The following is a 22,151-nucleotide window of genomic DNA, read 5'->3' on the forward strand; positions in this document are numbered from 1 at the left end:
TCCTTATTCGACCGAGGCCAGCTTCACGGGCTGGCCCGGCAGGTAATCGGATGCGTCGGCGGCGAATTCCTCTTTGGCGCCCGCCAGCCACGCATCGTATTTCTCTTGCGAAACCGCCTTCACGACGATCGGCATATAGGCGTGGTTGATGCCGCAAAGCTCCGAGCACTGGCCGAAATAAACGCCTTCCTGATCCGCTTCGAACCAGAGCTGCGCGATACGGCCCGGCACGGCGTCCTGCTTCACGGCAAAGGCGGGAATGGTCCAGCTATGGATCACGTCGGTCGCCGTGACCTGAACCAGAACCTTCTTGCCAATCGGAACAACCACCGGGTTGTCTGCCGCGAGCAGGTATTCATCCTCGGAATAACCGGCCTCGGCAAGCGCGTCCTTTTCCAGCATCAGCGCGTCGAATGCAATGCCGTCATTGGGGTATTCATAGGACCAATACCACTGATGCCCGATCGCCTTGATCACGAGATCGGGATCATTGGGCATCTCTTGGCTGCGGAACAGCGCCGGCAGAGAAAATACGCCAATCCCCACAAGGATGAGCACCGGAACCAGCGTCCATGCCACCTCGATCGGGGTGTTATGGGTAAAACGGGCCGGCACCGGATTGGCGCGGCTGTTATAGCGCAGGATGCAGATCAGCAGCAAAAGGCAAACGAAAATCGTGACCGCGGTGATGATGTACAGGACGAAATGGTCCAGCCATTGCTGATCATGTGCGAGGGGGCTCGACGCCGGCTGAAAGCCCATGCCGCCATTCACCGGCTTGCCGATCACGGGCAGGTCGCCCAGCACTTCCTGCGCAGCGGCCGGGATACCCGCCAGAGCCGCAAGTCCAAGCCCGGTTCCCGCCGCCAGAGTGCGGCGCATCGTCGCAAATGCCATTATCCCATCCCGTTGCCTACATCCCATCGGCGGGCAATGTCCTCCAGCCCGGCCGATATCGGTACAGTTTGACAAGCATATCTTCCCCGGTCGGGCAAGCCATACCTATCGACTTACAGCCAAAAAACCCATAGTCGATGCCTTCTGGCACACCCATCACGATGCCATCCGGCAAGAAGGACTTCACGCATGACCGCATCGCCGTTTTCGCCATTCGAGACCCATCTTGACCGCAACCATGCGTTGCAGATCCTGAAAGAATCGCTTGCCGGGGCCGATGATGGCGAGCTTTTCCTCGAACGTTCGCGGGGCGAGGCGCTGGTCTTCGACGATGGCCGGCTGCGCACGGCAAGCTATGACGCCGATCAGGGTTTCGGGTTGCGTGCGGTGCGCGGCGAGGTGACTGGCTATGCCCATTCCACCGAAATCAATGAGACAGCATTGCGCAAGGCCGCGGAAACGGTGCGCCTTGCCGTGGGCGATGGCGGTGGCACGCTGGCCTTGCCGCCCAAGGGCAAGATCGCCCCGCTTTACGCCGCGCTCGACCCTGCCGAGGGCATCAGCTTCGCCACCCGCGTGGCGCTTCTGCGCGAGATCGACGCATTCGCCCGCGATCTCGACCCGCGCGTGGTGCAGGTTTCGGCCAGCATCTCGACCTCGGTGCAGGAAATCGCGATCCTGCGCCCCGAAGGCGGGCTGGCCACCGACATCCGCCCGATGGCGCGGATCAATGTCTCGGTCATCGTGGAATCGAACAGCCGTCGCGAATCAGGAAGCGCAGGCGGCGGCGGGCGCATTCCGCTGGACGGGCTGATCGCTCCGGATCACTGGCAGGCGCAGGTGCGCGAGGCTTTGCGCATCGCGCTGGTGAACCTGCGCTCGGTCCCCGCCCCCGCAGGCGTCATGGATGTGGTGCTTGGCCCCGGCTGGCCCGGCATCCTGCTGCATGAGGCCGTGGGCCATGGGCTCGAGGGCGATTTCAACCGCAAGGGCCATTCGGCTTTCGCCGGGCTGCTGGGCAGCCGCGTCGCCTCGCCCGGCGTCACGGTGATCGACGATGGCACGATTCCCGACCGGCGCGGCTCGATCTCGGTCGATGACGAGGGCAACGCCCCTGCCCGCAATGTCCTGATCGAGGACGGCATCCTCGTCGGCTACATGCAGGACCGCCAGAACGCGCGCCTGATGGGCGTCGAGCCGACCGGCAACGGCCGCCGCCAAAGCTATGCCCATGCTCCCATGCCGCGCATGACCAATACCTTCATGCTCGGCGGTCAGGATGAACCCGCCGCGATTCTCGCCGATCTCAAGGACGGGATCTATGCGGTCGGCTTTGGCGGCGGACAGGTCGATATCACCAATGGAAAATTCGTCTTCTCCTGCACCGAGGCCTACCGCGTGAAGAACGGTGAGGTCGGAGATCCGATTCGCGGTGCGACCCTGATCGGCGACGGGGCGACGGCGCTGCAGCAGATCCGGGCGATCGGCGATGATCTGGCGCTGGATCCCGGCATCGGCAATTGCGGCAAGCAGGGCCAATGGGTGCCGGTCGGCGTGGGCCTGCCGAGCCTGATGATCGGCGGGCTGACCATTGGCGGCTCGGCCGCGTGATCTCTGCGTCACCGCTAACGAAATCTTAACCGGCGAATGCCATCACCCATGCAGCGATGAAACGAGGCATGGCGCATGGCAAGAGCAGTTCCGATCGTGACAGATCGGCCGGATCGTGGATTTGACCGGGTCGCCACGCTGAGGCTGATCCGGTCCCGCCGCGTCGGGCCTGCCACATTTCACCGGCTTCTCGCCGAATATGGCGGGGTCGAGGCCGCGCTTGCGGCACTGCCCCAAATCGCGCGGGATGCGGGGCTCGCAGATTACAGCCCCTGCCCCCTTTCGGTGGCAATGGCCGAGATCGAGGCCGGATCGCGCGCCGGTGCACGGCTGATCTGCTGGGGCGACGCGGATTACCCGCCGCATTTGCGTGACATCGCCGACGCCCCTCCGGTTCTGTGGATACGAGGCAATCCCGCAGTCTTGTCGCTTGTCCCGATCGCCGTGGTGGGCGCGCGAAACGCCTCGTCGCTCGGGTTGCGCATGGCCCGAGGAATGTCTGCCGGGCTTGCCGCTGCCGGCCTTGGTGTCATTGCCGGTCTGGCGCGGGGGGTGGACAGCGTGGCTCATGAGGCCGCGCTTGCAACGGGCACCATCGCCGTCATGGCTGGCGGCATCAACCGGGTCTATCCCCGTGAAAACGCCCGACTGGCAGAAGCGATCTGCGAAACCGGGCTCCTGATCAGCGAGCAGGCTCCGGGCACAGAGGCGGTGGCGCGTCATTTCCCGGCCCGCAACCGCATCATTTCGGGCCTGTCGCAGGCCGTGGTCGTGATCGAGGCCGCGCATCGCTCGGGCAGCCTGCTCACCGCCAAGGCGGCCCTTGATCAGGGTCGTGAGGTCATGGCCGTTCCCGGCCACCCGATGGATGCCCGCGCCGCCGGATGCAACGGGCTGATCCGCGACGGCGCGACTCTCGTGCGGCACTCCGAGGATGTGCTGGCCGCCCTGAACATCGACACGCAGGCCGTTCCGCACCCCCGGCGCGATAGGGCGGCGGGCGCGACCTCGCCGGTCTCATCGTCCGCCGCCCTATCGCGCCATCGGCACGAAGCGGCTGACATCGCGACATTCCCGGCGCAAGGGACCGCGCCTGCACCTCCTCCGCCAGCGGCGGAAGATCGCGGCGGACCGGCGCAGCTTGAGACGCGCATTCTGGCGATGCTTGGTCCCAGTCCGACGGAAGAAAACCTGCTGATCCGCGATCTCGGCATTCCGGCCGCCACCATCGTTCCGGCGATCCTGACGCTCGAACTCGCAGGACGGGTCCAGCGTCTGGCCGGAGGCCGGATCGCCCTCTCAGGCAGCTAGAAGAACGCCTGCGCCCCGGTCACCGCGCGCCCGAGGATAAGGGCATGGACATCATGCGTGCCCTCATAGGTATTCACGGTTTCAAGGTTCGCGGCATGGCGCATGACCTGATACTCTTCCTGAATGCCATTGCCGCCATGCATATCCCGCGCCATGCGGGCAATATCCAGAGCCTTGCCGCAATTGTTGCGCTTGATGATCGAAATCATCTCGGGCGCGGCCCCGGCCTCGTCCATCAGACGCCCCACGCGAAGACTGGCCTGAAGCCCCAGCGCGATTTCGGTCATCATATTGGCCAGCTTCAGTTGAAACAGCTGCGTATGGGCAAGCGGCCGACCGAATTGCTTGCGGTCCAGCCCGTATTGCCGCGCCGCCTGCATGCAGAATTCCGCAGCCCCCATCACGCCCCAGCTGATGCCATAGCGCGCACGGTTCAGGCAGCCGAACGGTCCTTTCAGCCCCTCGACACCTGGCAGGATCGCGTCCTCGGGGACCTCGACCCCGTCCATCACGATCTCGCCGGTGATCGAGGCGCGCAGGCTGAGCTTGCCGCCGATCTTGGGGGCGGACAGGCCCTTCATGCCTTTTTCCAGCACGAAGCCCCGGATCTGCCCGCCATGCGCCTCGGATCTGGCCCAGACCACGAAGACATCGGCAATCGGCGCATTCGAGATCCACATCTTCGAGCCAGAAATCACATAGCCGCCATCGGTCTTGCGCGCCACGGTCTTCATCCCCGAAGGGTCCGATCCGGCATCCGGCTCGGTCAGGCCGAAGCAGCCGATCCATGCGCCGCTTGCGAGTTTCGGAAGGTATTTGCGCCGCTGCGCGTCCGACCCATAGGCATGGATCGGATACATCACCAGCGAGGACTGCACCGACATCATGCTGCGATAGCCGCTATCGACGCGCTCGACCTCGCGCGCGACAAGGCCATAGGCAACATATGACGCGCCGAGCCCGCCGAACTCCTCGGGGATGGTGATCCCCAAAAGGCCCATCTCTCCCATTTCGCGGAAAATCTCGGGATCGGTCACCTCGTCGCGATAGGCCGCGATGACGCGCGGCTGAAGGCGGTCCTGCGCATAGGCGCGGGCGGCATCGCGCAGCATCCGTTCCTCTTCGGTCAGCTGCCCCTCCAGGCGGAACGGGTCCTCCCAGTCGAAACGTCCCAGTTCGGGCGCATCCTTCGGTTTCAAAGCCATCTCGTTCCTCCTGCGACGATCTGCCCGGCTGGATGCGGCTGAACCTCGCCTGCCCGTCGCCGGTCACGGCATTGTTGAGGAACCTCGACATCCATGGCCCGGTTTATGCTGCGACCAATCAAGGGCGTCCATCGCAAAAAAGGAATCGCCATGCGCCGCATCTTCAAGACCACCACGGCCCTCGTGGCCAGCCTCTCAATTGCCATGCCGCATATAGCCGTGGCGCAGGAAAATCCGGATAAGGAAGAGATTATCCTTCAACAAAAGAAACAGCAGCGCGCCCAGAAGGAAGGGCAGGAACAGCAAAATGCCCCGCGCGAGCAAAAGAAACAGGCGGATAAGCAGCAGCAGAAGCCGGCCGAGAAACGCCCCCGCGACGAACCTCGCAAAGCGGCCGATGAGGCCCCGAAACCCAAGAAGCAACCCGCCCGGGAAGAACAGGCCGAACCCAAGAAGCAACCGGCCCGTGAGCAGCAGGCCGAACCGAAAAAGCCGAAGCCCCAGCGTGACGCCCAGCCCGAACGCAGCCCCGAGGCCGAGCGGGAACGCCCGCGCCAAGAGGCAAAACCCAAGGCAGAAGCGCGCGAAGACGCCGCCCCGCGCCGCGCCGCCCAAGATACTCGGCCTGAGGATACACCGCGCGCCCGTGAGAAATCTGCAGAAGACCGCGATGGCGGCGACAATGCCCCGCGCAATGCGGGGGATCGCGATTCCGACCAGCCGCGCAAGGCTGCGGCCACGGCAGCGGCGGTGTCGGCTCGTGATGAGAATGACCAGCCCCGCCGCAGCCCCGAGGCCGAGCGCGCGCGGGAAAACCGCGCCGATGAGGGCGAAGGAAACCGCCGCAACCCGGAGAACGCCGAGGAACTTCGCCGCGCGATGGAGCAGAAGGAAAGCCCCAAGCGCCGTGAGCCGAAGCAGCGCGACGCCGCCGAGCGTGAGCGTGAATCTGAACCGCGACGCGCCGACGAGACTCCCAAGCCGCCCGAAAACCAGGAGCGCCGCGCGGGGGATCCGCCTCGCCGAGACCAGGACGAGCGGCGCCGCGCCGAAGACGAACCGCGACGGGCGCAGGACAATGCGGGCCAAGACCGGCTGACCTCGAACCAGCTGCGCGAGCGGCTTGAGGAGGGCGACGGCGCGGCCCGCATCGCGCCTCCCGAAGCGCGTCATCGCGACAATGAGGTCACACGCCGGGCCGCGCAGATTTCTGCCGCGCCGGCGGCCGCGGCACTTGCGGAAAGCGGCCGTGGCGAGGTGTCGGAGCGCAGGATCACCCGCGATCAGGCCCGCCGCTCGGACGAGGATTTCCGCACCCGCATCCAGTCCGATTCCCGGGACGGTCGGCGCCTGAGCGACGAGGAATTGCGGCGCGAAGTGGATCGCCGCGAGCGCCAGCGCGACCGGAATGAAGCGCGAAACGACGAGGATGACGATAACGATACGCTCAAGACCGTGGGCGCGCTTTTGCTGGCGGGTGCTGCCGGCATGGCCGTCGGCAAGCTTCTGGACGGTCGGCAGGTCGCGCTGAATACCGGCGACCGTGTGGTCATGACCATGCCGGATGGCAGCCAGCAGATCTATCGCGACGACAATGCTCTGCTGTATCAGCCCGGCTCGAATGTCGAGACCGAGCGTTTTCAGGACGGTTCGACCCGCACCACCGTGTGGCGCGAGGATGGCAGCCGCGTGGTGACGATCCGGGATGCGAACGCGAATATCCTGCGTCGCACGCTGGTCCGTCCGGACGGGACGCAGGTGCCTCTGATCAATGATACCGCCGTCCAGCCGGTGCAGGTTTCGACCCTGCCCCGCCCGCAGCCGGTCCAATATTACGACCGCCCCCTGCAAGAGGACGAACTGCGCGCGGCATTGCTGCGCGAATCCGCGACCGACCGTCGCTTCAGCCTGGGCCAGATCCGCGACATTCCCGAAGTCCGATCGCTGGTTGCGCCGGTCAATGTGCCGCAGATCACCTTCGACACGGGTTCTGCCGCGCTTGCCTCGTCGCAGGCCGAACAGCTGTCCACTTTGGGCAAGGTGATCCGCGATGCCATCGACGCCAACCCGAACGAGATGTTCATGATCGAAGGCTATACGGATGCCGTGGGATCGAAGGCCTCCAACCTCGCCCTGTCGGACCGCCGGGCGGAATCGCTGGCGCTCGCACTGACCGAATATTTCCAGGTCCCGCCCGAGAATATGGTCGTGCAGGGCTATGGCGAGGAATTCCTGCTTGTCCCCAGCGACGGGCCGCAACGCGACAACCGCCGCGTCGGCGTGCGCCGCATCACCGACCTGCTCGAACAGGGCGACGTCTGAGGCGCGAAAAAGCGCGGAACCGGCTAGCCCAGCGAATAGCCGGTTCCGCGCACCGTGCGTACGGGATTATCGCCGCCATGCACCATCAGCGCCTTGCGCAACCGACCGACATGAACGTCGATCGTGCGGGTATCGACATAGATGTCGCGACCCCAGACCCGGTCCAGAAGCTGCTCGCGCGTCCAGACGCGGCCCGGCTTTTCCATCAGCGTGGACAGCAGGCGAAACTCGGTCGGACCAAGGTGCAGGGTCTGACCGGCGCGAAAGACGCGATGCTCGCCCGCATCCAGAATGATATCGCCGAAAGACAGCCTTTCGCCCATCGTCGCGGGACGGGTGCGGCGCAATTGGGTGCGCAGCCGCGCCATAAGCTCGACCACGGAATAGGGCTTCACCACATAATCGTCCGCCCCGGTTTCCAGCCCGCGCACCCGGTCCACCTCTTCGGAACGGGCCGAAAGCATGATGATCGGGATCTGACGGGTCGCGGGATCAGCCTTGACCCGGCGGCAGATCTCTATGCCGCTGACATTCGGCAGCATCCAGTCCAGCACGATGAGGTCGGGCTGTTCCTCGGCGACGAGCAGCATAGCCTCGTCGCCGTTTTCCGCCATGACGACCGAAAAGCCCTCGGCCTCGAGATTGTATTTCAACACTTCACGCTGCGCGCCCTCGTCCTCGACGACGAGCACACAGGGTTGGGTCTGGGCCATGATGTCAGTCCTCGCCCTCGTTCAGGGTCGCCCGGCTGACGCTGTCGCTTTTCGGGCGGGCGTCCTCGGGCAAGGCGCCGGTCGCAAGATAGATCACCTGCTCGGCGATGCCGGTGGCGTGATCGCCCATGCGCTCGATATTCTTGGCGATGAAATGCAGATGCATGCAGGCGGTGATATTGCGCGGGTCTTCCATCATGTAGGTCAGGAATTCGCGAAACAGCGCGTTATACATCTGGTCGACTTCGAGATCGCGCTTGCGCACATCGGCAGCAAGAGCCGCGTCGCGCTGGATATAGGCGTCGAGCGCGTCCTTCATCATGCCCTCGACGGTCTGGCACATGCGCCGCAGCGCCATGCCCGAGCTTTCGACGGCGGGCATATGGACCAGCACATGGCTGCGCTTGGCGATGTTCTTGGCGTAATCGCCGACCCGTTCCAGAATGGCCGAGATCTTGATCACGGTCAGGGCCATGCGCAGATCGGTGGCGCGCGGTGCGCGCAGCGCGATGATGCGCGCGGCCTCTTCATTGATCTGAAGCTCGAGCTCGTCCACTGCCTTGTCGCGGCGGCGGACATCCTCGGCCAGTTCCTCGTCGCGGGTTTCCAGCGCGATGGCGGCGTCGTGGATGGCGGTTTCGACCATGCCGCCCATTTTGACAACCAGGGCCTGAACGCCTTCGAGATCGCGGTCGAAGGCCGACATGATGTGACGATCGCTGTTCATCTGAATTCCTTTCGGGACCGGTTCAGCCGATGCGGCCGGAAATGTAGCTTTCCGTACGCGGGTCCTGCGGCCGGGTGAAAATATCGTCCGTATCGCCAAACTCCACCAGGTTGCCCAGATGGAAGAAGGCGGTCTTCTGGCTGACACGCGCGGCCTGCTGCATGGAATGCGTGACGATCACCACCGAGAACTCGGCCCGCAACTGGTCGATCAGATCCTCGACCTGACTGGTCGCGATCGGGTCCAGCGCCGAGCAGGGCTCGTCCATCAACAGAACCTCGGGCTGGGTGGCCACGGCGCGGGCAATGCACAGGCGCTGCTGCTGTCCCCCCGAAAGACCGGTTCCCGGCTCGGCAAGCCGGTCCTTGACCTCGTTCCAGAGCGCCGCGCCGCGCAGCGACTTCTCGACGATCTCGTCGAGTTCGGCGCGGTTGCGGGCCAGGCCGTGGATGCGCGGGCCATAGGCCACGTTGTCATAAATCGATTTCGGGAAGGGGTTCGGCTTTTGGAACACCATGCCGACGCGGGCGCGAAGCTGCACCGGGTCCACGCGCTTGTCGTAGATATCCTCGCCGTCCAGCATGATCTTGCCCTCGACACGGCTGATGTCGATCGTGTCGTTCATCCGATTCAGGCAGCGCAGGAAGGTCGACTTGCCGCAGCCCGAAGGACCGATGAATGCGGTCACCGTCTTGTCCTGGATGTCGACATCGACATCCTTGATGGCGTGCTTGTCGCCATAATAGACCTGCACGTTCCGCGCGGAGATCTTGATATCGGTCTGGTCCACGGCGCGCTCCAGGAGTCTCATGTCGTTCATATTGGCAATTCCTCTCTGGATTACCACCGGCGCTCGAACTTGCGGCGCAGGAAGATGGCAAGGATGTTCATGCAGAGCAGGAACACGAGCAGCACGATGATCGCCCCCGAGGCCCGCTCGAAAAAGGCGGGGTCGGCGCGCTGCGTCCAGTTATAGACCTGGACCGGCAGCGCCGAGGCGGGATCGAACAGACCCTCAGGCGGGGCTGCGGGGAAGTTCTTCACAAAGGCCACCATGCCGATCAGCAAGAGCGGCGCGGTCTCGCCCAGGGCCTGAGCCAGCCCGATGATGGTGCCGGTCAGGATGCCCGGCATGGCCAGTGGCAGGACGTGGTGAAAGACCGACTGCATCTTCGAGGCGCCGACCCCCAGCGCCGCATCGCGGATCGAGGGCGGCACCGCCTTGAGCGCCGCGCGGGTCGCGATGATGATCGTCGGCAGCGTCATCAGCGTCAGCACGAGGCCGCCCACGATCGGGGCAGATTGCGGCAGGCCCGCGAAATTGATGAAGGCGGCAAGACCGAGGATACCGAAGACGATCGAGGGCACGGCGGCGAGGTTCGAGATATTGACCTCGATGATATCGGTCAGGCGGTTCTTGGGCGCGAATTCCTCGAGATAGATCGAGGCCGCCACGCCGATCGGCACCGCCAGGACCAGAACCACCAGCATCATGTAGAGCGAGCCGAGGATCGCGACGCCGACACCGGCGGCTTCCGGGCGCTGGTCCGAGGCATCGGGATTGGTCAGGAAGGACCAGTTCCATTGCGTCGCGAGCAGCCCCTTATCCTTGAGCGCATCGGCCAATTGCAGCTGCGCAGGCGAGGTGTTGCTGTCGCGCGCGGCCGAGTCCATCGAAACGCGGCCCTTGTAATACCCATCGACGCGGCCATTCACCAGAACGCGGGCATCGACCGTCTGTCCGATCAGTTCGGGATTCGCGATGACCCGGTTGCGCAATTGGGCCGAGGCCTCCTTGGACACCAGATCCGAGACATCCTTTTCAGTCAGGCCCGCGATGGCGATGCCCTGCTGGGCGACGGTATTCTGAACCGCCTGATCCAGCAATTTGCCATAGGTCAGCGTGGTGGCCTTCTTGATGTCCTCGGGGTCGCGATTGCCGTTCTTGTCCAGCCGCGCCGAGTCGAGCGCGACCGGCAGGGTCAGATAGGTCTGGCGAAATGCGCCGATCCCGTCGGTCAGCACGCTGCTCAAGAGCACGACCAGCGCGATCAGCGCGATGCCGATGGCACTCAGCCCATAGGCCCGGAAGCGGCTTTCGGCGGCATTGCGCTTGCGGGTCCGCTCATCGGCGATCAGCAGCGACGCGCGGGGCTTCGGGGCGGCGGCCGGCGCTGCGGAAAGGGTTGCGTCGGTCATTCATATTGCTCCCGGTATTTGCGCACCACATAAAGGGCGACGACATTCAGCCCCAGCGTGATCACGAACAGAGTCAGGCCAAGCGCAAAGGCGACCAGCGTTTCGGGGGCCGCGAAATCGGTATCACCGGTCAGCTGGCTGACGATCTTGACGGTGATGGTCGTCATCGCCTCGAAAGGATTGAGATCCATCCGGGCCGCGGCACCTGCGCCCAGAACCACGATCATGGTTTCCCCGATGGCCCGCGATGCGGCCAGCAGGATCGCGCCGACAATGCCCGGCAAGGCCGCAGGCAGGACCACGTTGCGCACGGTTTCGGACTTGGTCGAGCCAAGCCCCAGCGCGCCGTCGCGCAGCGATTGGGGCACGGCATTGATGATGTCATCCGAAAGCGAGCTGACAAAGGGGATCAGCATGATGCCCATGACCAGCCCCGCCGTCATCACCGAAGAGCCCGAACTGCCCAGCCCCAGCGGCTGAGCGAAGTAATCCCGCAGCGCCGGGCCGACGGTGACCAGCGCGAAAAGCCCGTAGACGATGGTCGGGATACCGGCCAGCACCTCGATCAGGGGCTTGGCGATGCCGCGCAGCCGGGGCGAGGCATATTCCGACATGTAGATGGCCGCGAAGAGCCCGATCGGGATCGAAACCGCCAGCGCGATGAACGAGATATAAAGCGTGCCCCAGAGCAGCGGCAGGATGCCCAGCTGCGAGCCTCCGCCGAAGCGCGGCGACCAGGTCGTGCCAAAGAAGAATTCCTGCCAGGGATATTGCCGAAAGAAATGCCCGGTCTCGAACAGCATCGAGAACACGATCCCCGCAGTGGTCAGGATCGCGATCATCGAACACATGATCAGAAGGCCGCGGACAAAGCCCTCGACCGCGATGCGCGCGCGGAACTGCGGCGTGGTGCGGCCCAAGGTCCAAAACAGCCCCATCGCGGCCAAAACAAGCGCGGCGGCCCCCAGAACCCAACGATTCGCCTGGGGTTGCGCAAAGAGCCAGATCGCGATCAGGAACAGGGCGGGCACAGCGGTAAACAACGCGATGTTCCAGCCGTAATAGCTGGTGCGCGAATGCAGCCTGCGCGAATCACCACCGGCCGCCGCAAGAACGCGCGAGCGGCCGATGGCAAATCCCGCGGCTGCCATGGCCAGGACGATCAGCAAGGTCCAGGAGACAGGCATTTGGGCCTCGGAGTGGGAAGGGAGGAAATAGGCGCGGGGACTGGCCCCGCGCCTGGGGGATCAGTTGGTCAGGACGGCTTCGCCGGCGACCGCTTCCTGGGTGGCGGCCAGTTCCGGGTCGGCGACCAGGCCATAGGCGGCCAGCGGGCCTTCCGGACCGGCCAAATCATCCGAGACGAAGAATTCGACGAATTCCTTCAGGCCCTGGATCTCGCCGATATGGGCTTTCTTCACATAGAAGAACAGCGGGCGCGACACCGGGTATTCGCCCTTGGCGATGGTCTCGGTCGAGGGGGTCACGCCAGCCATGGTGGCGACCTTCAGCTTGTCGGTGTTGTTTTCGTAGAAGGACAGGCCGAAGACGCCGATGCCGTTCTTGGCCGACTGGATGCGGGCCAGGGTTTCGGTGTAATCGCCGTCGATATCGACCGATTTGCCGTCGGTGCGCAGCGCCATGCACGCTTCGCCCGCGGCGTCTTCGCCCAGTTCGGACTTGAAGACGTCAGCCGCGCCCGATTCCTTGCAGCCCTCGGCGATGACTTTTTCTTCAAAGACTTCGCGGGTGCCGTGCTTGGTGCCGGGGATGAAGGCCAGGATCTCTTGGTCGGGCAGGTCGGCGCGGATCTCGTTCCATTTGGTCGCGGTATTGTCGACGACCTTGCCGTCTTTCACGACCTTGGCGGCGAGCGCATTGAACCAGTCAGCCGGGGTGAACTGGAAGTCGTTGCCGGCGATGTCGCTGGCAAAGACGATCCCGTCATAGCCGATGCGGACTTCCATGATGTCGGTGACGCCGGCTGCCTGGCAGGCCTCGATCTCCGAGGCTTTGATCGGACGCGAGGCATTGGCGATGTCGATCGTGTTCTCGCCCACGCCTTCGCAGAATTTCTTCAGACCGGCCGAGGAGCCGCCCGATTCCACGACCGGGGTCGGAAAATCGGTGTTCTCGCCGAAAGCCTCGGCGACGATGGTCGCATAGGGCAGAACGGTCGAGGAACCGGCAACCTGGATCTGGTCACGGGCAGAGGCGACGGTCGCCGAAGCGGCAAGCATCGCAAGGGCCGATACGGCGAGTTTCGCGCATTTCATAGGATCACTCCTGACATTTCCTGGGGGCCGGGATCGGCCTCGGGGCGATCCCTAGTGTCGTTTTGCGACGCTTATGCAAAGGAAGTGTGACAGCCGTGTGACAAAGCCGCGGGAATGCGTCCCGCGGCTTTTTTCCTGTGGAAAACTCAGCCGATAAGGCCGCGGCGTCCCCCTGTCTGGGCGCGGTCCAGCATCAGGTGATCGAGAATCACGCAGGCGGCCATGGCCTCGGCCACTGGAACCGCGCGGATGCCGACACAGGGATCGTGGCGGCCCTTGGTGATCAGGTCGATCTCTTCACCCTTCTGGTTGATGGTCTGGCGGGGGGTCAGGATCGAGCTTGTCGGCTTGACCGCGAAGCGGACAATGATCTCCTGCCCGGTCGAGATACCGCCAAGAATTCCCCCCGCATGATTGGACAGGAATCGCGGTCCCTCATCGCCCATCCGGATCTCATCGGCATTCTCGGTGCCCGAAAGGCCGGCGGCAGCCATGCCCTCGCCGATCTCGACGCCTTTCACGGCGTTGATCGACATCATCGCCGCGGCAAGGTCGGTATCGAGCTTGGCATAGACCGGGGCGCCCAGACCGGCGGGACAGCCGCTGATCAGAACTTCGATCGCCGCGCCGACGCTGTTCTGCTCCTTGCGCACGGCATTGAGATAGTCCTCCCAAGCCGGGACGGCACTGGCATCGGGCAGGAAGAACGGGTTGTTGCCGATCTCGGCCGCATCGAAATTGGCGCGGTCCAGATGCAGGCGGCCCATCTGGGCCATATAGCCAATGATCCGCAGATCCGGCGCAAGTTCGCGCAGCACGGCCTGTGCCACGCCGCCCGCGGCGACACGGGCCGCGGTTTCCCGCGCGCTGGAACGGCCGCCGCCACGATAGTCGCGGATCCCGTATTTCAGGTGATAGGCGATATCGGCATGGCCGGGCCGGAAGGCCTGCGCGATCTCGCCATAATCCTTGCTGCGCTGATCGGTATTCTCGATCATCAGCTGGATCGGGGTGCCGGTGGTCCTGCCCTCGAACACGCCCGAAAGGATGCGCACCTGGTCCGGCTCCTGCCGCTGGGTCGTGAATTTCGACGTGCCGGGGCGGCGGCGGTCCAGGAATTGCTGGATGAACGCCTCGTCCAGCGCGATGCCGGGAGGGCAGCCATCCACCGTCACCCCGATCGCGGGACCGTGGCTTTCGCCCCAGGTGGTAAAGGTAAAGACGCGGCCGAAAGTATTGAAGCTCATGGTTCCTGACCCTTTTTGCCTGCGATAACGGGGGCTGGCCGGTCAGGCAATGTGAAATCCCGGCAAGGGTGCGCCGCGCGGCCGGTCCGAATCAGAGGATCATCTGTAATTTCATTTTTAAACAATAAATTGCTGGAATTCACGTCACGTTCACGGCTGATATGGAATAACCCGACGGGCAGGCAGCCGGTCCATCGCGGACAGGATGCACTGGCCGGTGGGGAGGGATGTGTTGGTCATCCCGGATTTGTTTAATGAGTGGTCCTTCCTCGGCCGGCTCTCGCAAGGCAGGCGCGTCGCCAGCGAAAACTGGCGCATACGCGACAGCATCGGCGAGGATCCATGCGACAACTGCTCGCTGTGCTTGTGGTGGGGTGCGGCAAAGCAGTGAGGGAGGGCGCGGGCCAGAGACACCTGCGCCCTTTCGTATTTTCCGGGCGCCGCAGCCAAGCCACGGCGCCAGATGTCGGATCAGCCCGCCAGCAGCGCGGCGTTGCCGCCCGCCGCCGTGGTATCGACGCAAAGGTGACGCTCATGCAGCACATGCGCGGCATCGGGCATGGCGCAGATCAGCGGCCGGATCGGGCCGTCCATCTTGGCCAGTGCCTCGGCAAGGGCGCGGCCTTTGTCGGCATTGCCCCACCACAGCACCGCCGAGGCATCGACCTTGCCCGAAAGCACCGCCTGCTCGCTGCCGGTGGCCGCCTCGCCGCCCAGCGCTCGGACCGCCGCGACCTGCGCCGCGCGATCGGCCTCGCTCGGGCCGAGGCACAGGATGGTCGGACGCGCGCTGATCAGCAGGCGGTTCATCTCGCCGGTCGGGCCGGGCATGAACTGCTCGGCCTCGGGGGCCTTGAGCGCGGTCGCCTCGGTCGCCGGGGCGTAGAAGCGGTTCAGGTAAAGCGGACCGCCCGCTTTCGGACCCGTGCCCGAGAGCCCTTCGCCGCCAAAAGGCTGCGAGCCCACGACCGCGCCGATCTGGTTGCGGTTGACATAGATATTGCCGGCATGGATCGCCTGCGAGACTTCCTGCACGCGCGCGTCGATGCGGGTATGCAGGCCGAAGGTCAGGCCGTAGCCGCGGGCGTTGATCGCATCGACCACGGCCGGGATCTCGCCCGCCGCGAAGGTCGCGACATGCAGGACCGGGCCGAAGATCTCGCGCTCGAGGTCGTCGATGCCATTCACGGTCAGCATGGTCGGCGCGATGAAATGGCCACCTTGCGGGGCTTCCAGCGCATAGGCCACGCGGGCGCGCTTCTGCGCCAGGTAGGACTTGATGCCCTCTTGCGCCTCGGCATCGATCACCGGGCCGACATCGGTGGTGACCTCCCACGGATTGCCGACGGTCAACTCGTCCATCGCGCCTTTGATCATCTCGATCAGATGGGGGGCGATATCTTCTTGCACATACAGGCAGCGCAGCGCCGAGCAGCGCTGGCCGGCCGAGCGGAAGGCCGAGTTCACCACGTCACGCACCGCCTGTTCCGGCAGCGCGGTCGAATCGACGATCATCGCGTTCAGGCCGCCGGTCTCGGCGATCAGCGGCGTGCCGGGGGCCATGTTGGCGGCCATGGCGCGGGCGATGATGCGCGCGGTATCGGTCGAGCCGGTGAAGACCACGCCCTTGATGCGCGCATCCGAGGTCAGCGCCGCGCCGACCGAGGCGCCCTGCCCCGGCAGCAATTGCAGCGCGGCGGCGGGAACGCCGGCCTCGTGCAGCAGGCGCACGGCGATGGCGGCGATGACCGGGGTCTGCTCGGCGGGTTTCGCCAGCACCGCGTTGCCTGCCATCAGCGCGGCCGCGATCTGGCCGGTGAAGATCGCCAGCGGGAAGTTCCACGGGCTGATCGCAACGATGCGGCCACGCGGCGCACGCGCGTCACGCTCGCCTTCGGCGGCATAGTAGCGCAGGAAGTCCACCGCCTCGCGCAGTTCGCCCACCGCGTCGGGCAGGGTCTTGCCTGCCTCGCGGGCGAGCGCCGCGAAGATCGGGCCGAAATTCGCCTCGTAGAGATCAGCGGCGCGGCGCAGCACGGCGGCGCGCTCGGCCGGAGCGGCATCCCAGTCGCGGGCATCGGTGATCGCCTGCGCCGCGGTCGCGGCATCGGCCTCGGTGACCCGGGCGACGGTTTCGCCGGTGGCGGGGTTCGTGACGTCGAAGCTCTCGCCCGAGGGGGCCGAGACGGTGATCGGGGCGGCATCGGGCAGCGCCACGTCGCGCGCGGCGTCGATGCGGGCCAGCACCGCCGGATCGCTCAGGTCGAAGCCTTGCGAGTTCGGACGGCCCGCGCCGAAGATCGCGTCCGGGGTCACGAGACTTGCCGGAGCCTTGGCACCTGCCAAAGCGGCGAAGGGGTCTTGCGCCACGTCCTCGGGGGCGATCGACTCGTCGACGATCTGGTTCACGAAGGACGAGTTCGCGCCGTTTTCCAGCAGGCGGCGGACCAGATAGGCCAAGAGGTCGCGATGCGCGCCGACCGGGGCATAGATGCGGCAGCGGCCCTCATTCTCGCGCAGGACGATGTCATGCAGGCGCTCGCCCATGCCATGCAGGCGCTGGAATTCATATTCGATGCCCTTGGCCATTTCCAGCACGGCGGCGACGGTATGGGCGTTATGCGTCGCGAATTGCGGGTAGATGCGGTCGGCATAGCCGATCAGCTTCTTGGCATTGGCAATGTAGCTCACATCGGTCGCGATCTTCGAGGTGAAAAGCGGGAAGCCCGGGAAGCCCTCGACCTGGGCGCGCTTGATCTCGCTGTCCCAATAGGCGCCCTTGACGAGACGCACCATGATCTTGCGGTCCAGACGGGTCGCGAGTTCATAAAGCCAGTCGATGACCAGACCGGCGCGCTTGCCATAGGCCTGCACGACGATGCCGAAACCGTCCCAGCCTGCCAGCGAAGGATCGGCCATGACGGCCTCGATCACCTTCATCGACAGGGTCAGGCGGTCCTGCTCTTCGGCGTCGATATTCATGCCCATGCCGCCAGCCTTGGCTTCTTGGGCGAGTTTCAGCACGACCGGAACCAGTTCCGCCATGACGCGGGCCTCTTGGGCCACTTCGTAACGCGGATGCAGCGCCGAAAGCTTGATCGAGATGCCCGGGTTGAGCTGCACCGAGCCCTTGTCGCAGGCCTTGGCGATGGCGGCGATGGCGTCGGAATACGAGCGGGCATAGCGTGCGGCGTCCTCGCCGGTCATCGCGGCCTCGCCCAGCATGTCATAGCTGTAGGTGAAGCCCAGCTTCTCGCGTTCCTTGGCGTTGGTCAGGGCCTTGGTGATGGTCTCGCCCAGAACGAACTGGCGGCCCATTTCCTTCATGGCGCGGCCGACGGCGGCGCGGATCACCGGCTCGCCGAGGCGGCGGACGGCGCCGCGCAGGGTGCCCGCGATGCCGCCCTGGCTGTCATCCAGCACCTTGCCGGTCAGCATCAAGGCCCAGGTCGAGGCATTGACCAGCGAGGACGAGGCCTCGCCGAGATGCTTGCCCCAGTCCGAGGGCGCGATCTTGTCCTCGATCAGCGCGTCGATGGTGTCGCGGTCGGGCACGCGCAGCATGGCCTCGGCGAGGCACATCAGCGCGACGCCCTCGCGGGTGGACAAGCCGTATTCCGCCAGGAAATGCTCCATCATGGTGGGGCGGGCTTCGCTGCGGATGCGGCTGACGAGCAGCGCGGCGCGGTTCGAAATCGCGGCGCGGGCAGCCTCGTCCAGCGCGGTCTCGGCAACGAGCCGGTCCAGCAGATCCTGCTCGGGCTGGAATTTGCTGTCGGGGCCAAGATCGGAAAGCTGGGTCATGGGCGGAATCTCCTGATAGTTGTCGGCTGCATACCGTCAACGACGTGGACGATGTGACCAAACTGTGTTAGATGATTAGACGATCATAACATATTTTGGCGGTCTGATAGATAATGGACGACATTCTGGACGCGACCAACATGAAGATCCTGCGCGAACTGGTCGCCAATGCGCGCATTCCGATCACCGAGCTTGCGCGCAAAGTGGGCCTGTCCAAGACACCGGTGGCCTTGCGCATCAAGCAGATGGAGGAAATGGGCCTGATCACCGGCTATCGCGCGATCCTGTCGCCTCTGCAACTGGGCCTGACCCATGTCACCTATGTCGAAGTGCGCCTGTCCGATACAAGGCAGAAGGCGCTTGAGGCGTTCAACGAGGCCGTCCGCGCCATCCCCGAGATCGAGGAATGCTATATGATCGCGGGGGGATTCGACTATCTGCTCAAGGTCCGTTCCAAGGACATGGCGGGCTATCGCCGGATCATGGCGGAAAAGATCTCTTCCTTGCCCCATATCCATGCCACGACGAGCTATGTCTCGATGGAAGCCGTGGTCGAGCAGAACTGGACCGAGCTTTAGCCGCGCCATGCCCCGACAGGCGGCGGCGCTAGAGAGGGGCCAAAGGGGGCCGCATGGATTTCAAATGGCTTGAAGATTTCCTGACGCTGGCCGAGACGCGCAGCTTCTCGCGCTCGGCCGAGCTGCGCAGCGTGACGCAAAGCGCCTTCAGCCGCCGGATCCGCGCGCTCGAGGAATGGATCGGCACTGATCTTCTGTCGCGCGACAGCTACCCGGTCAGCCTGACCCCCGAGGGCGTGCTGTTTCGCGAGACCGCCGAAGAGGCCGTGCGCATGCTCAATGCCCGCCGCGCCGAGTTCCGCGACCAGTCCCGCGCGCGCGGCGGCGAGATCTCTTTTCTGTCGCTCCACAGCCTCAGCGTGACCTTCCTGCCGGGCTGGCTGATGCGGCTGAAATCGGCGGCCGGGCAGATGACCAGCCGTGTGAAGCCCGAGAATTTCGACCGCTGCATCGAGGCGCTCAGCGAGGGCGGCTATGACTTTTTCCTGACCTATGCCCATCCCGGCGTGAATATCGCGCTCGACCCCGAGCGCTATCCGCATCTCGTCGTCGGAAAGGACAGCCTGGTCGCAGTGGTCCGCCCCGGCTGGCCCAGAGAATGGCTGTCCGAGGGAATGCCGCTTTTGCAATATTCGCGCGGCTCTTTCCTGAACCAGATGACCCGGATCGCCCAAGGCCAGCCCGGCGCGCCCAAGGTCTATGTCGCCCATATCGACGAGGCATCCATGGCAGAGGCGATGAAAAGCATGGCCATCGCGGGCCATGGCGTCGTCTGGCTGCCGCGCCTGCTGGTCGAACCCGAAATCGCGGCGGGGCGATTGGAGGTCGTGGCGCCCGAACTGCCCATGCAGATCCGGCTCTACCGCAATCCCCTGCGCGGGCGCGGCCTGACCGGACGGGTCTGGCAGGCGGTCGAAAGCCTGGCTTGAAAGCAGCCCTGCCCGGATCACGGCATTTCCGGATCCGGGATCCGGCAAGCATTGACTTCGCCCCTGTCAGCGCCATTAACTTTTGGCGAAGTACCTGGTCACTGGGCAAGCCGAGGATATCGATGAAAGACGTCAGCATAATCTTCGTGATCGACCCGCCGAAGCTCGTCACCGATGGCGTGCTTCTTCTCGCATCCATCCGCCGGCACATGCCCGATATCGAGGTGATCGGTTACTGCCCGCAGGAAAAAGCCGAGACCATGCCCGCGCAGGTCAGCGAATATTTCGCCGCGAACAACGCTGAAATCCGCTTCATCGACGCGCAGGACAAATTCTCTCCGCCCTATCCGCATGGCAACAAGCTTCTGGCATGCGCGGCACCGCGGGACACGAAATTCACCCTTTTCCTCGATACCGACATCGTTTTGTGGCAGCCCTTCGATCCGGCCGAGATCTTTGCCGAAAACACGGTTTCCGCCGCGCCGGAAGGGGTGATGACCTGGGGCAAGCCGAAGGAGAACTGGCCGCTCGTCTACGGCATGTTCGACCTTCCTGTTCCGGAGGAAACCGTTCAACTGGCGCGAAGCAACGCCAAATCCCTGCCCTACTTCAATGCAGGCGTGGTGGGTTTTCCGAATGTCCCGGTGGCGGGCTTTCCGAGCTTCGGCGCATTGTGGCTGGATACGGCGCAGCAGATCGACGCCAATGAAGAGGTTCCGACCCGTCGGCCCTGGGTCGACCAGATCGCCATGCCGGTCGCCATCGCCCGCGCGGGATGGGCCTATAAACCGCTGGAAAAGCGCTGGAACCTGTCTCTCTCGCGCAATATCGGCGACGCCCTTGTCACCGAGAAGGACCATGAAAAGGCCGCCAAGACGATCGACAAGATGAACGCGGTCGATGCCGTCATCCTGCATTATCACGCGTCGAAATTCATCTACGGGACGCGCTACGAAGGCTATTTCGAGGATCTCGCGCAGGAATTCACCTGCTTTTCCAAGCTTGAGGACCTGACCCAGAGAAAGCCGCTCAAGAAGACCGGCGCACTCAAGGAAATCAAGCAGAAGATCAAGGAAATCAAGTCCGTGCCCCGAAAGGAACGGACGGACGAGCAGCGAAGCGAATTTGCCGCGATCCGCGCCAAGCGGAAAAAGATCAGGAATCGCGTGACGCCGCCCTCATTCGAGGCCTGGCCTGACTCGATCCTGCCGGCGGAAAAATGATGCGGGTCGTCCTTCATCCCGGTCCGCACAAGACCGCCACGACCATGGTGCAATCTGCGCTCAAGGCGAGTCTGGGCGGGCGTGTCATCGAGGGCAACGGCGATGCGCGGCATCTTCCGGGGCTGGACGAAGAGTTCCGCGCGGTTCGCTGGGCCTTTGTCGGGCTGAACAACAACCCGACGGGCAAGCGCGTCTCGAGTGCCAGCGGGCTGTTGCGGGAGTTCGTCGCCAAGGCCGAGGAACGGGGCGTGGCCAATCTGGTCATGTCGGATGAGAATTTCCTTGGCCATCCGCCCAGTTTCTTTGTCTTTCGGCATGGCGAGGCACGCTACTACCGTCACAATATCGCGACCGCCGAAGCCATTGCCGAGGCGCTGTCTGGCCGTGATGTCGAGGTCCTGTTCACCACGCGCAAGCAGGAGACGCTTTTTTCCAGCCATTACATGGACGGAATCCGCTGGATCCGGCTGGACATGGATCTTGACGAGTTCTGGGAGGTGCTGCGGAACGAAGGCATTCCCGCCCTGCGCTTCGACCGCCTGATTGCGCCATGGCGCGAGATTTTCGGAGCGACGAACGTCTCCTGCCTCAGTTATGAACTGCTTCTGAAATCGCCCGATACGTTCATGGCCGAGATCACCAGACGCTTTCATCTGCCCGAGGGCAGCCTGACCCTGCCCGAGGAACGCGTCAACAGTTCGATGCCGGGTTTCAAGATCCAGCTCTCGCGCCAGCTTTTCCGTGACATCTCATCCGGCAAAAAGGACCGCAAGCTCGCACGCCGCGAATTGCTGCGCGCGGATCCCCTGGCCGGGCAGGAGGACATCCCCCGGCCCCGCCTGAGCAGCGCCAGCATCGACCAGATCCGCGCCGCATTTCAGGACGATATCTCCTATCAGGAAAGCGTCCATTGACGTCGAGGGTGGCCCACGCAAGTTATTCCAAATGCGAATAACCCAGCGCAACTTGGCATTGGAACTTGGCGCTGGGGCGACCTAGATCGCTGCGGCAAGGGGCGAAAAGCTCCGGAAAACCTGTTAAGATACAATCCTGAAACCTGCCATTCCTGGAAGGGTCCCGCATCACGCGGGCTCATCGGGCATGCAGTC

Annotated in this window: 17 protein-coding genes; 7 read left to right on the plus strand and 10 right to left on the minus strand. The window is 64.3% G+C overall.

Annotation, left to right across the window (positions count from 1 at the left end):
• Positions 1–3: 3 nt before the first annotated feature.
• Complete coding sequence (coxB, locus tag ESZ60_RS07495; RefSeq protein ID WP_245155611.1) at positions 4–897, minus strand: cytochrome c oxidase subunit II; 894 nt, start codon at positions 895–897, stop codon at positions 4–6.
• 189 nt (positions 898–1,086) lie between these two features.
• On the opposite strand from coxB, the gene tldD reads away from it, so the two are divergent.
• Both tldD and dprA read left to right on the plus strand, forming a co-directional pair.
• Positions 1,087–2,508, plus strand: coding sequence for a metalloprotease TldD (gene tldD, locus ESZ60_RS07500; RefSeq protein WP_134679800.1), 1,422 nt, complete (start codon positions 1,087–1,089; stop codon positions 2,506–2,508).
• 75 nt (positions 2,509–2,583) lie between these two features.
• Positions 2,584–3,819, plus strand: a complete 1,236-nt coding sequence (dprA, locus tag ESZ60_RS07505; RefSeq protein WP_134679802.1) for a DNA-processing protein DprA — start codon at positions 2,584–2,586, stop codon at positions 3,817–3,819.
• Here dprA and ESZ60_RS07510 read toward each other — a convergent pair.
• Positions 3,816–5,024, minus strand: a complete 1,209-nt coding sequence (locus ESZ60_RS07510) for an acyl-CoA dehydrogenase (RefSeq protein ID WP_134679804.1) — start codon at positions 5,022–5,024, stop codon at positions 3,816–3,818. The genes dprA and ESZ60_RS07510 overlap by 4 nt on opposite strands.
• A gap of 150 nt (positions 5,025–5,174) precedes the next feature.
• Here ESZ60_RS07510 and ESZ60_RS07515 point away from each other — a divergent pair, with 150 nt between their 5' ends.
• Entirely contained in the window at positions 5,175–7,346 is a 2,172-nt protein-coding gene (locus ESZ60_RS07515) for an OmpA family protein (protein WP_134679806.1), read from the plus strand.
• A 23-nt stretch (positions 7,347–7,369) separates the two neighbouring features.
• Here ESZ60_RS07515 and phoB read toward each other — a convergent pair whose 3' ends face one another.
• From phoB to putA, 8 genes are all read right to left on the minus strand, one after another.
• A complete protein-coding gene (gene phoB / locus ESZ60_RS07520; RefSeq protein ID WP_134679808.1) occupies positions 7,370–8,059 on the minus strand; it encodes a phosphate regulon transcriptional regulator PhoB in 690 nt (229 codons plus the stop codon).
• A gap of 4 nt (positions 8,060–8,063) precedes the next feature.
• Complete coding sequence (gene phoU / locus ESZ60_RS07525; protein ID WP_134679810.1) at positions 8,064–8,786, minus strand: phosphate signaling complex protein PhoU; 723 nt, start codon at positions 8,784–8,786, stop codon at positions 8,064–8,066.
• A gap of 22 nt (positions 8,787–8,808) precedes the next feature.
• Entirely contained in the window at positions 8,809–9,606 is a 798-nt protein-coding gene (gene pstB, locus ESZ60_RS07530) for a phosphate ABC transporter ATP-binding protein PstB (RefSeq protein WP_134679812.1), read from the minus strand.
• A gap of 20 nt (positions 9,607–9,626) precedes the next feature.
• Entirely contained in the window at positions 9,627–10,985 is a 1,359-nt protein-coding gene (gene pstA, locus ESZ60_RS07535) for a phosphate ABC transporter permease PstA (RefSeq protein ID WP_134679813.1), read from the minus strand.
• The gene (gene pstC / locus ESZ60_RS07540) at positions 10,982–12,172 is read right to left on the minus strand and encodes a phosphate ABC transporter permease subunit PstC (RefSeq protein WP_134679814.1); all 1,191 of its coding nucleotides are present in this window, start codon (positions 12,170–12,172) and stop codon (positions 10,982–10,984) included. Before pstC ends, pstA begins: the two co-directional genes overlap by 4 nt.
• A gap of 60 nt (positions 12,173–12,232) precedes the next feature.
• Complete coding sequence (locus ESZ60_RS07545; RefSeq protein WP_134679816.1) at positions 12,233–13,261, minus strand: substrate-binding domain-containing protein; 1,029 nt, start codon at positions 13,259–13,261, stop codon at positions 12,233–12,235.
• A 146-nt stretch (positions 13,262–13,407) separates the two neighbouring features.
• Positions 13,408–14,508 carry a chorismate synthase gene (gene aroC, locus ESZ60_RS07550; protein ID WP_134679818.1) on the minus strand — a complete coding sequence of 367 codons (1,101 nt, stop codon included), beginning with the start codon at positions 14,506–14,508 and terminating at the stop codon, positions 13,408–13,410.
• A 471-nt stretch (positions 14,509–14,979) separates the two neighbouring features.
• On the minus strand, positions 14,980–18,312 hold the full coding sequence (gene putA / locus ESZ60_RS07555; protein ID WP_134679820.1) for a bifunctional proline dehydrogenase/L-glutamate gamma-semialdehyde dehydrogenase PutA: 3,333 nt from the start codon (positions 18,310–18,312) through the stop codon (positions 14,980–14,982).
• A gap of 113 nt (positions 18,313–18,425) precedes the next feature.
• Here putA and ESZ60_RS07560 point away from each other — a divergent pair, with 113 nt between their 5' ends.
• The 4 genes from ESZ60_RS07560 to ESZ60_RS07575 all read left to right on the plus strand — a co-directional run bounded on the left by ESZ60_RS07560 (position 18,426) and on the right by ESZ60_RS07575 (position 21,956).
• On the plus strand, positions 18,426–18,890 hold the full coding sequence (locus tag ESZ60_RS07560; RefSeq protein ID WP_134679822.1) for an Lrp/AsnC family transcriptional regulator: 465 nt from the start codon (positions 18,426–18,428) through the stop codon (positions 18,888–18,890).
• Positions 18,891–18,943: 53 nt separating this feature from the next.
• On the plus strand, positions 18,944–19,819 hold the full coding sequence (locus ESZ60_RS07565; protein ID WP_134679824.1) for a LysR family transcriptional regulator: 876 nt from the start codon (positions 18,944–18,946) through the stop codon (positions 19,817–19,819).
• Between the two features lie 122 nt (positions 19,820–19,941).
• Entirely contained in the window at positions 19,942–21,042 is a 1,101-nt protein-coding gene (locus ESZ60_RS07570) for a hypothetical protein (protein WP_134679826.1), read from the plus strand.
• Positions 21,039–21,956, plus strand: a complete 918-nt coding sequence (locus ESZ60_RS07575; protein ID WP_134679828.1) for a hypothetical protein — start codon at positions 21,039–21,041, stop codon at positions 21,954–21,956. The genes ESZ60_RS07570 and ESZ60_RS07575 overlap by 4 nt, the downstream gene beginning before the upstream one ends.
• Positions 21,957–22,151 lie beyond the last annotated feature (195 nt).

The organism is Paracoccus ravus (assembly GCF_004522175.1).
Classification (GTDB): Bacteria; Pseudomonadota; Alphaproteobacteria; order Rhodobacterales; family Rhodobacteraceae; genus Paracoccus; species Paracoccus ravus.

What these genes read in the sequence shown, in the direction of transcription:
- phoU (WP_134679810.1), bottom strand. Translation starts at nt 8,786, where the DNA reads ATGAACAGCGATCGTCACATCATGTCGGCCTTCGACCGCGATCTCGAA.
- ESZ60_RS07575 (WP_134679828.1), top strand. Translation starts at nt 21,039, where the DNA reads ATGATGCGGGTCGTCCTTCATCCCGGTCCGCACAAGACCGCCACGACC.
- coxB (WP_245155611.1), bottom strand. Translation starts at nt 897, where the DNA reads ATGGCATTTGCGACGATGCGCCGCACTCTGGCGGCGGGAACCGGGCTT.
- ESZ60_RS07510 (WP_134679804.1), bottom strand. Translation starts at nt 5,024, where the DNA reads ATGGCTTTGAAACCGAAGGATGCGCCCGAACTGGGACGTTTCGACTGG.
- pstB (WP_134679812.1), bottom strand. Translation starts at nt 9,606, where the DNA reads ATGAACGACATGAGACTCCTGGAGCGCGCCGTGGACCAGACCGATATC.
- ESZ60_RS07565 (WP_134679824.1), top strand. Translation starts at nt 18,944, where the DNA reads ATGGATTTCAAATGGCTTGAAGATTTCCTGACGCTGGCCGAGACGCGC.
- putA (WP_134679820.1), bottom strand. Translation starts at nt 18,312, where the DNA reads ATGACCCAGCTTTCCGATCTTGGCCCCGACAGCAAATTCCAGCCCGAG.
- ESZ60_RS07560 (WP_134679822.1), top strand. Translation starts at nt 18,426, where the DNA reads ATGGACGACATTCTGGACGCGACCAACATGAAGATCCTGCGCGAACTG.
- dprA (WP_134679802.1), top strand. Translation starts at nt 2,584, where the DNA reads ATGGCAAGAGCAGTTCCGATCGTGACAGATCGGCCGGATCGTGGATTT.
- ESZ60_RS07570 (WP_134679826.1), top strand. Translation starts at nt 19,942, where the DNA reads ATGAAAGACGTCAGCATAATCTTCGTGATCGACCCGCCGAAGCTCGTC.
- phoB (WP_134679808.1), bottom strand. Translation starts at nt 8,059, where the DNA reads ATGGCCCAGACCCAACCCTGTGTGCTCGTCGTCGAGGACGAGGGCGCG.
- ESZ60_RS07515 (WP_134679806.1), top strand. Translation starts at nt 5,175, where the DNA reads ATGCGCCGCATCTTCAAGACCACCACGGCCCTCGTGGCCAGCCTCTCA.
- aroC (WP_134679818.1), bottom strand. Translation starts at nt 14,508, where the DNA reads ATGAGCTTCAATACTTTCGGCCGCGTCTTTACCTTTACCACCTGGGGC.
- ESZ60_RS07545 (WP_134679816.1), bottom strand. Translation starts at nt 13,261, where the DNA reads ATGAAATGCGCGAAACTCGCCGTATCGGCCCTTGCGATGCTTGCCGCT.
- pstC (WP_134679814.1), bottom strand. Translation starts at nt 12,172, where the DNA reads ATGCCTGTCTCCTGGACCTTGCTGATCGTCCTGGCCATGGCAGCCGCG.
- pstA (WP_134679813.1), bottom strand. Translation starts at nt 10,985, where the DNA reads ATGACCGACGCAACCCTTTCCGCAGCGCCGGCCGCCGCCCCGAAGCCC.
- tldD (WP_134679800.1), top strand. Translation starts at nt 1,087, where the DNA reads ATGACCGCATCGCCGTTTTCGCCATTCGAGACCCATCTTGACCGCAAC.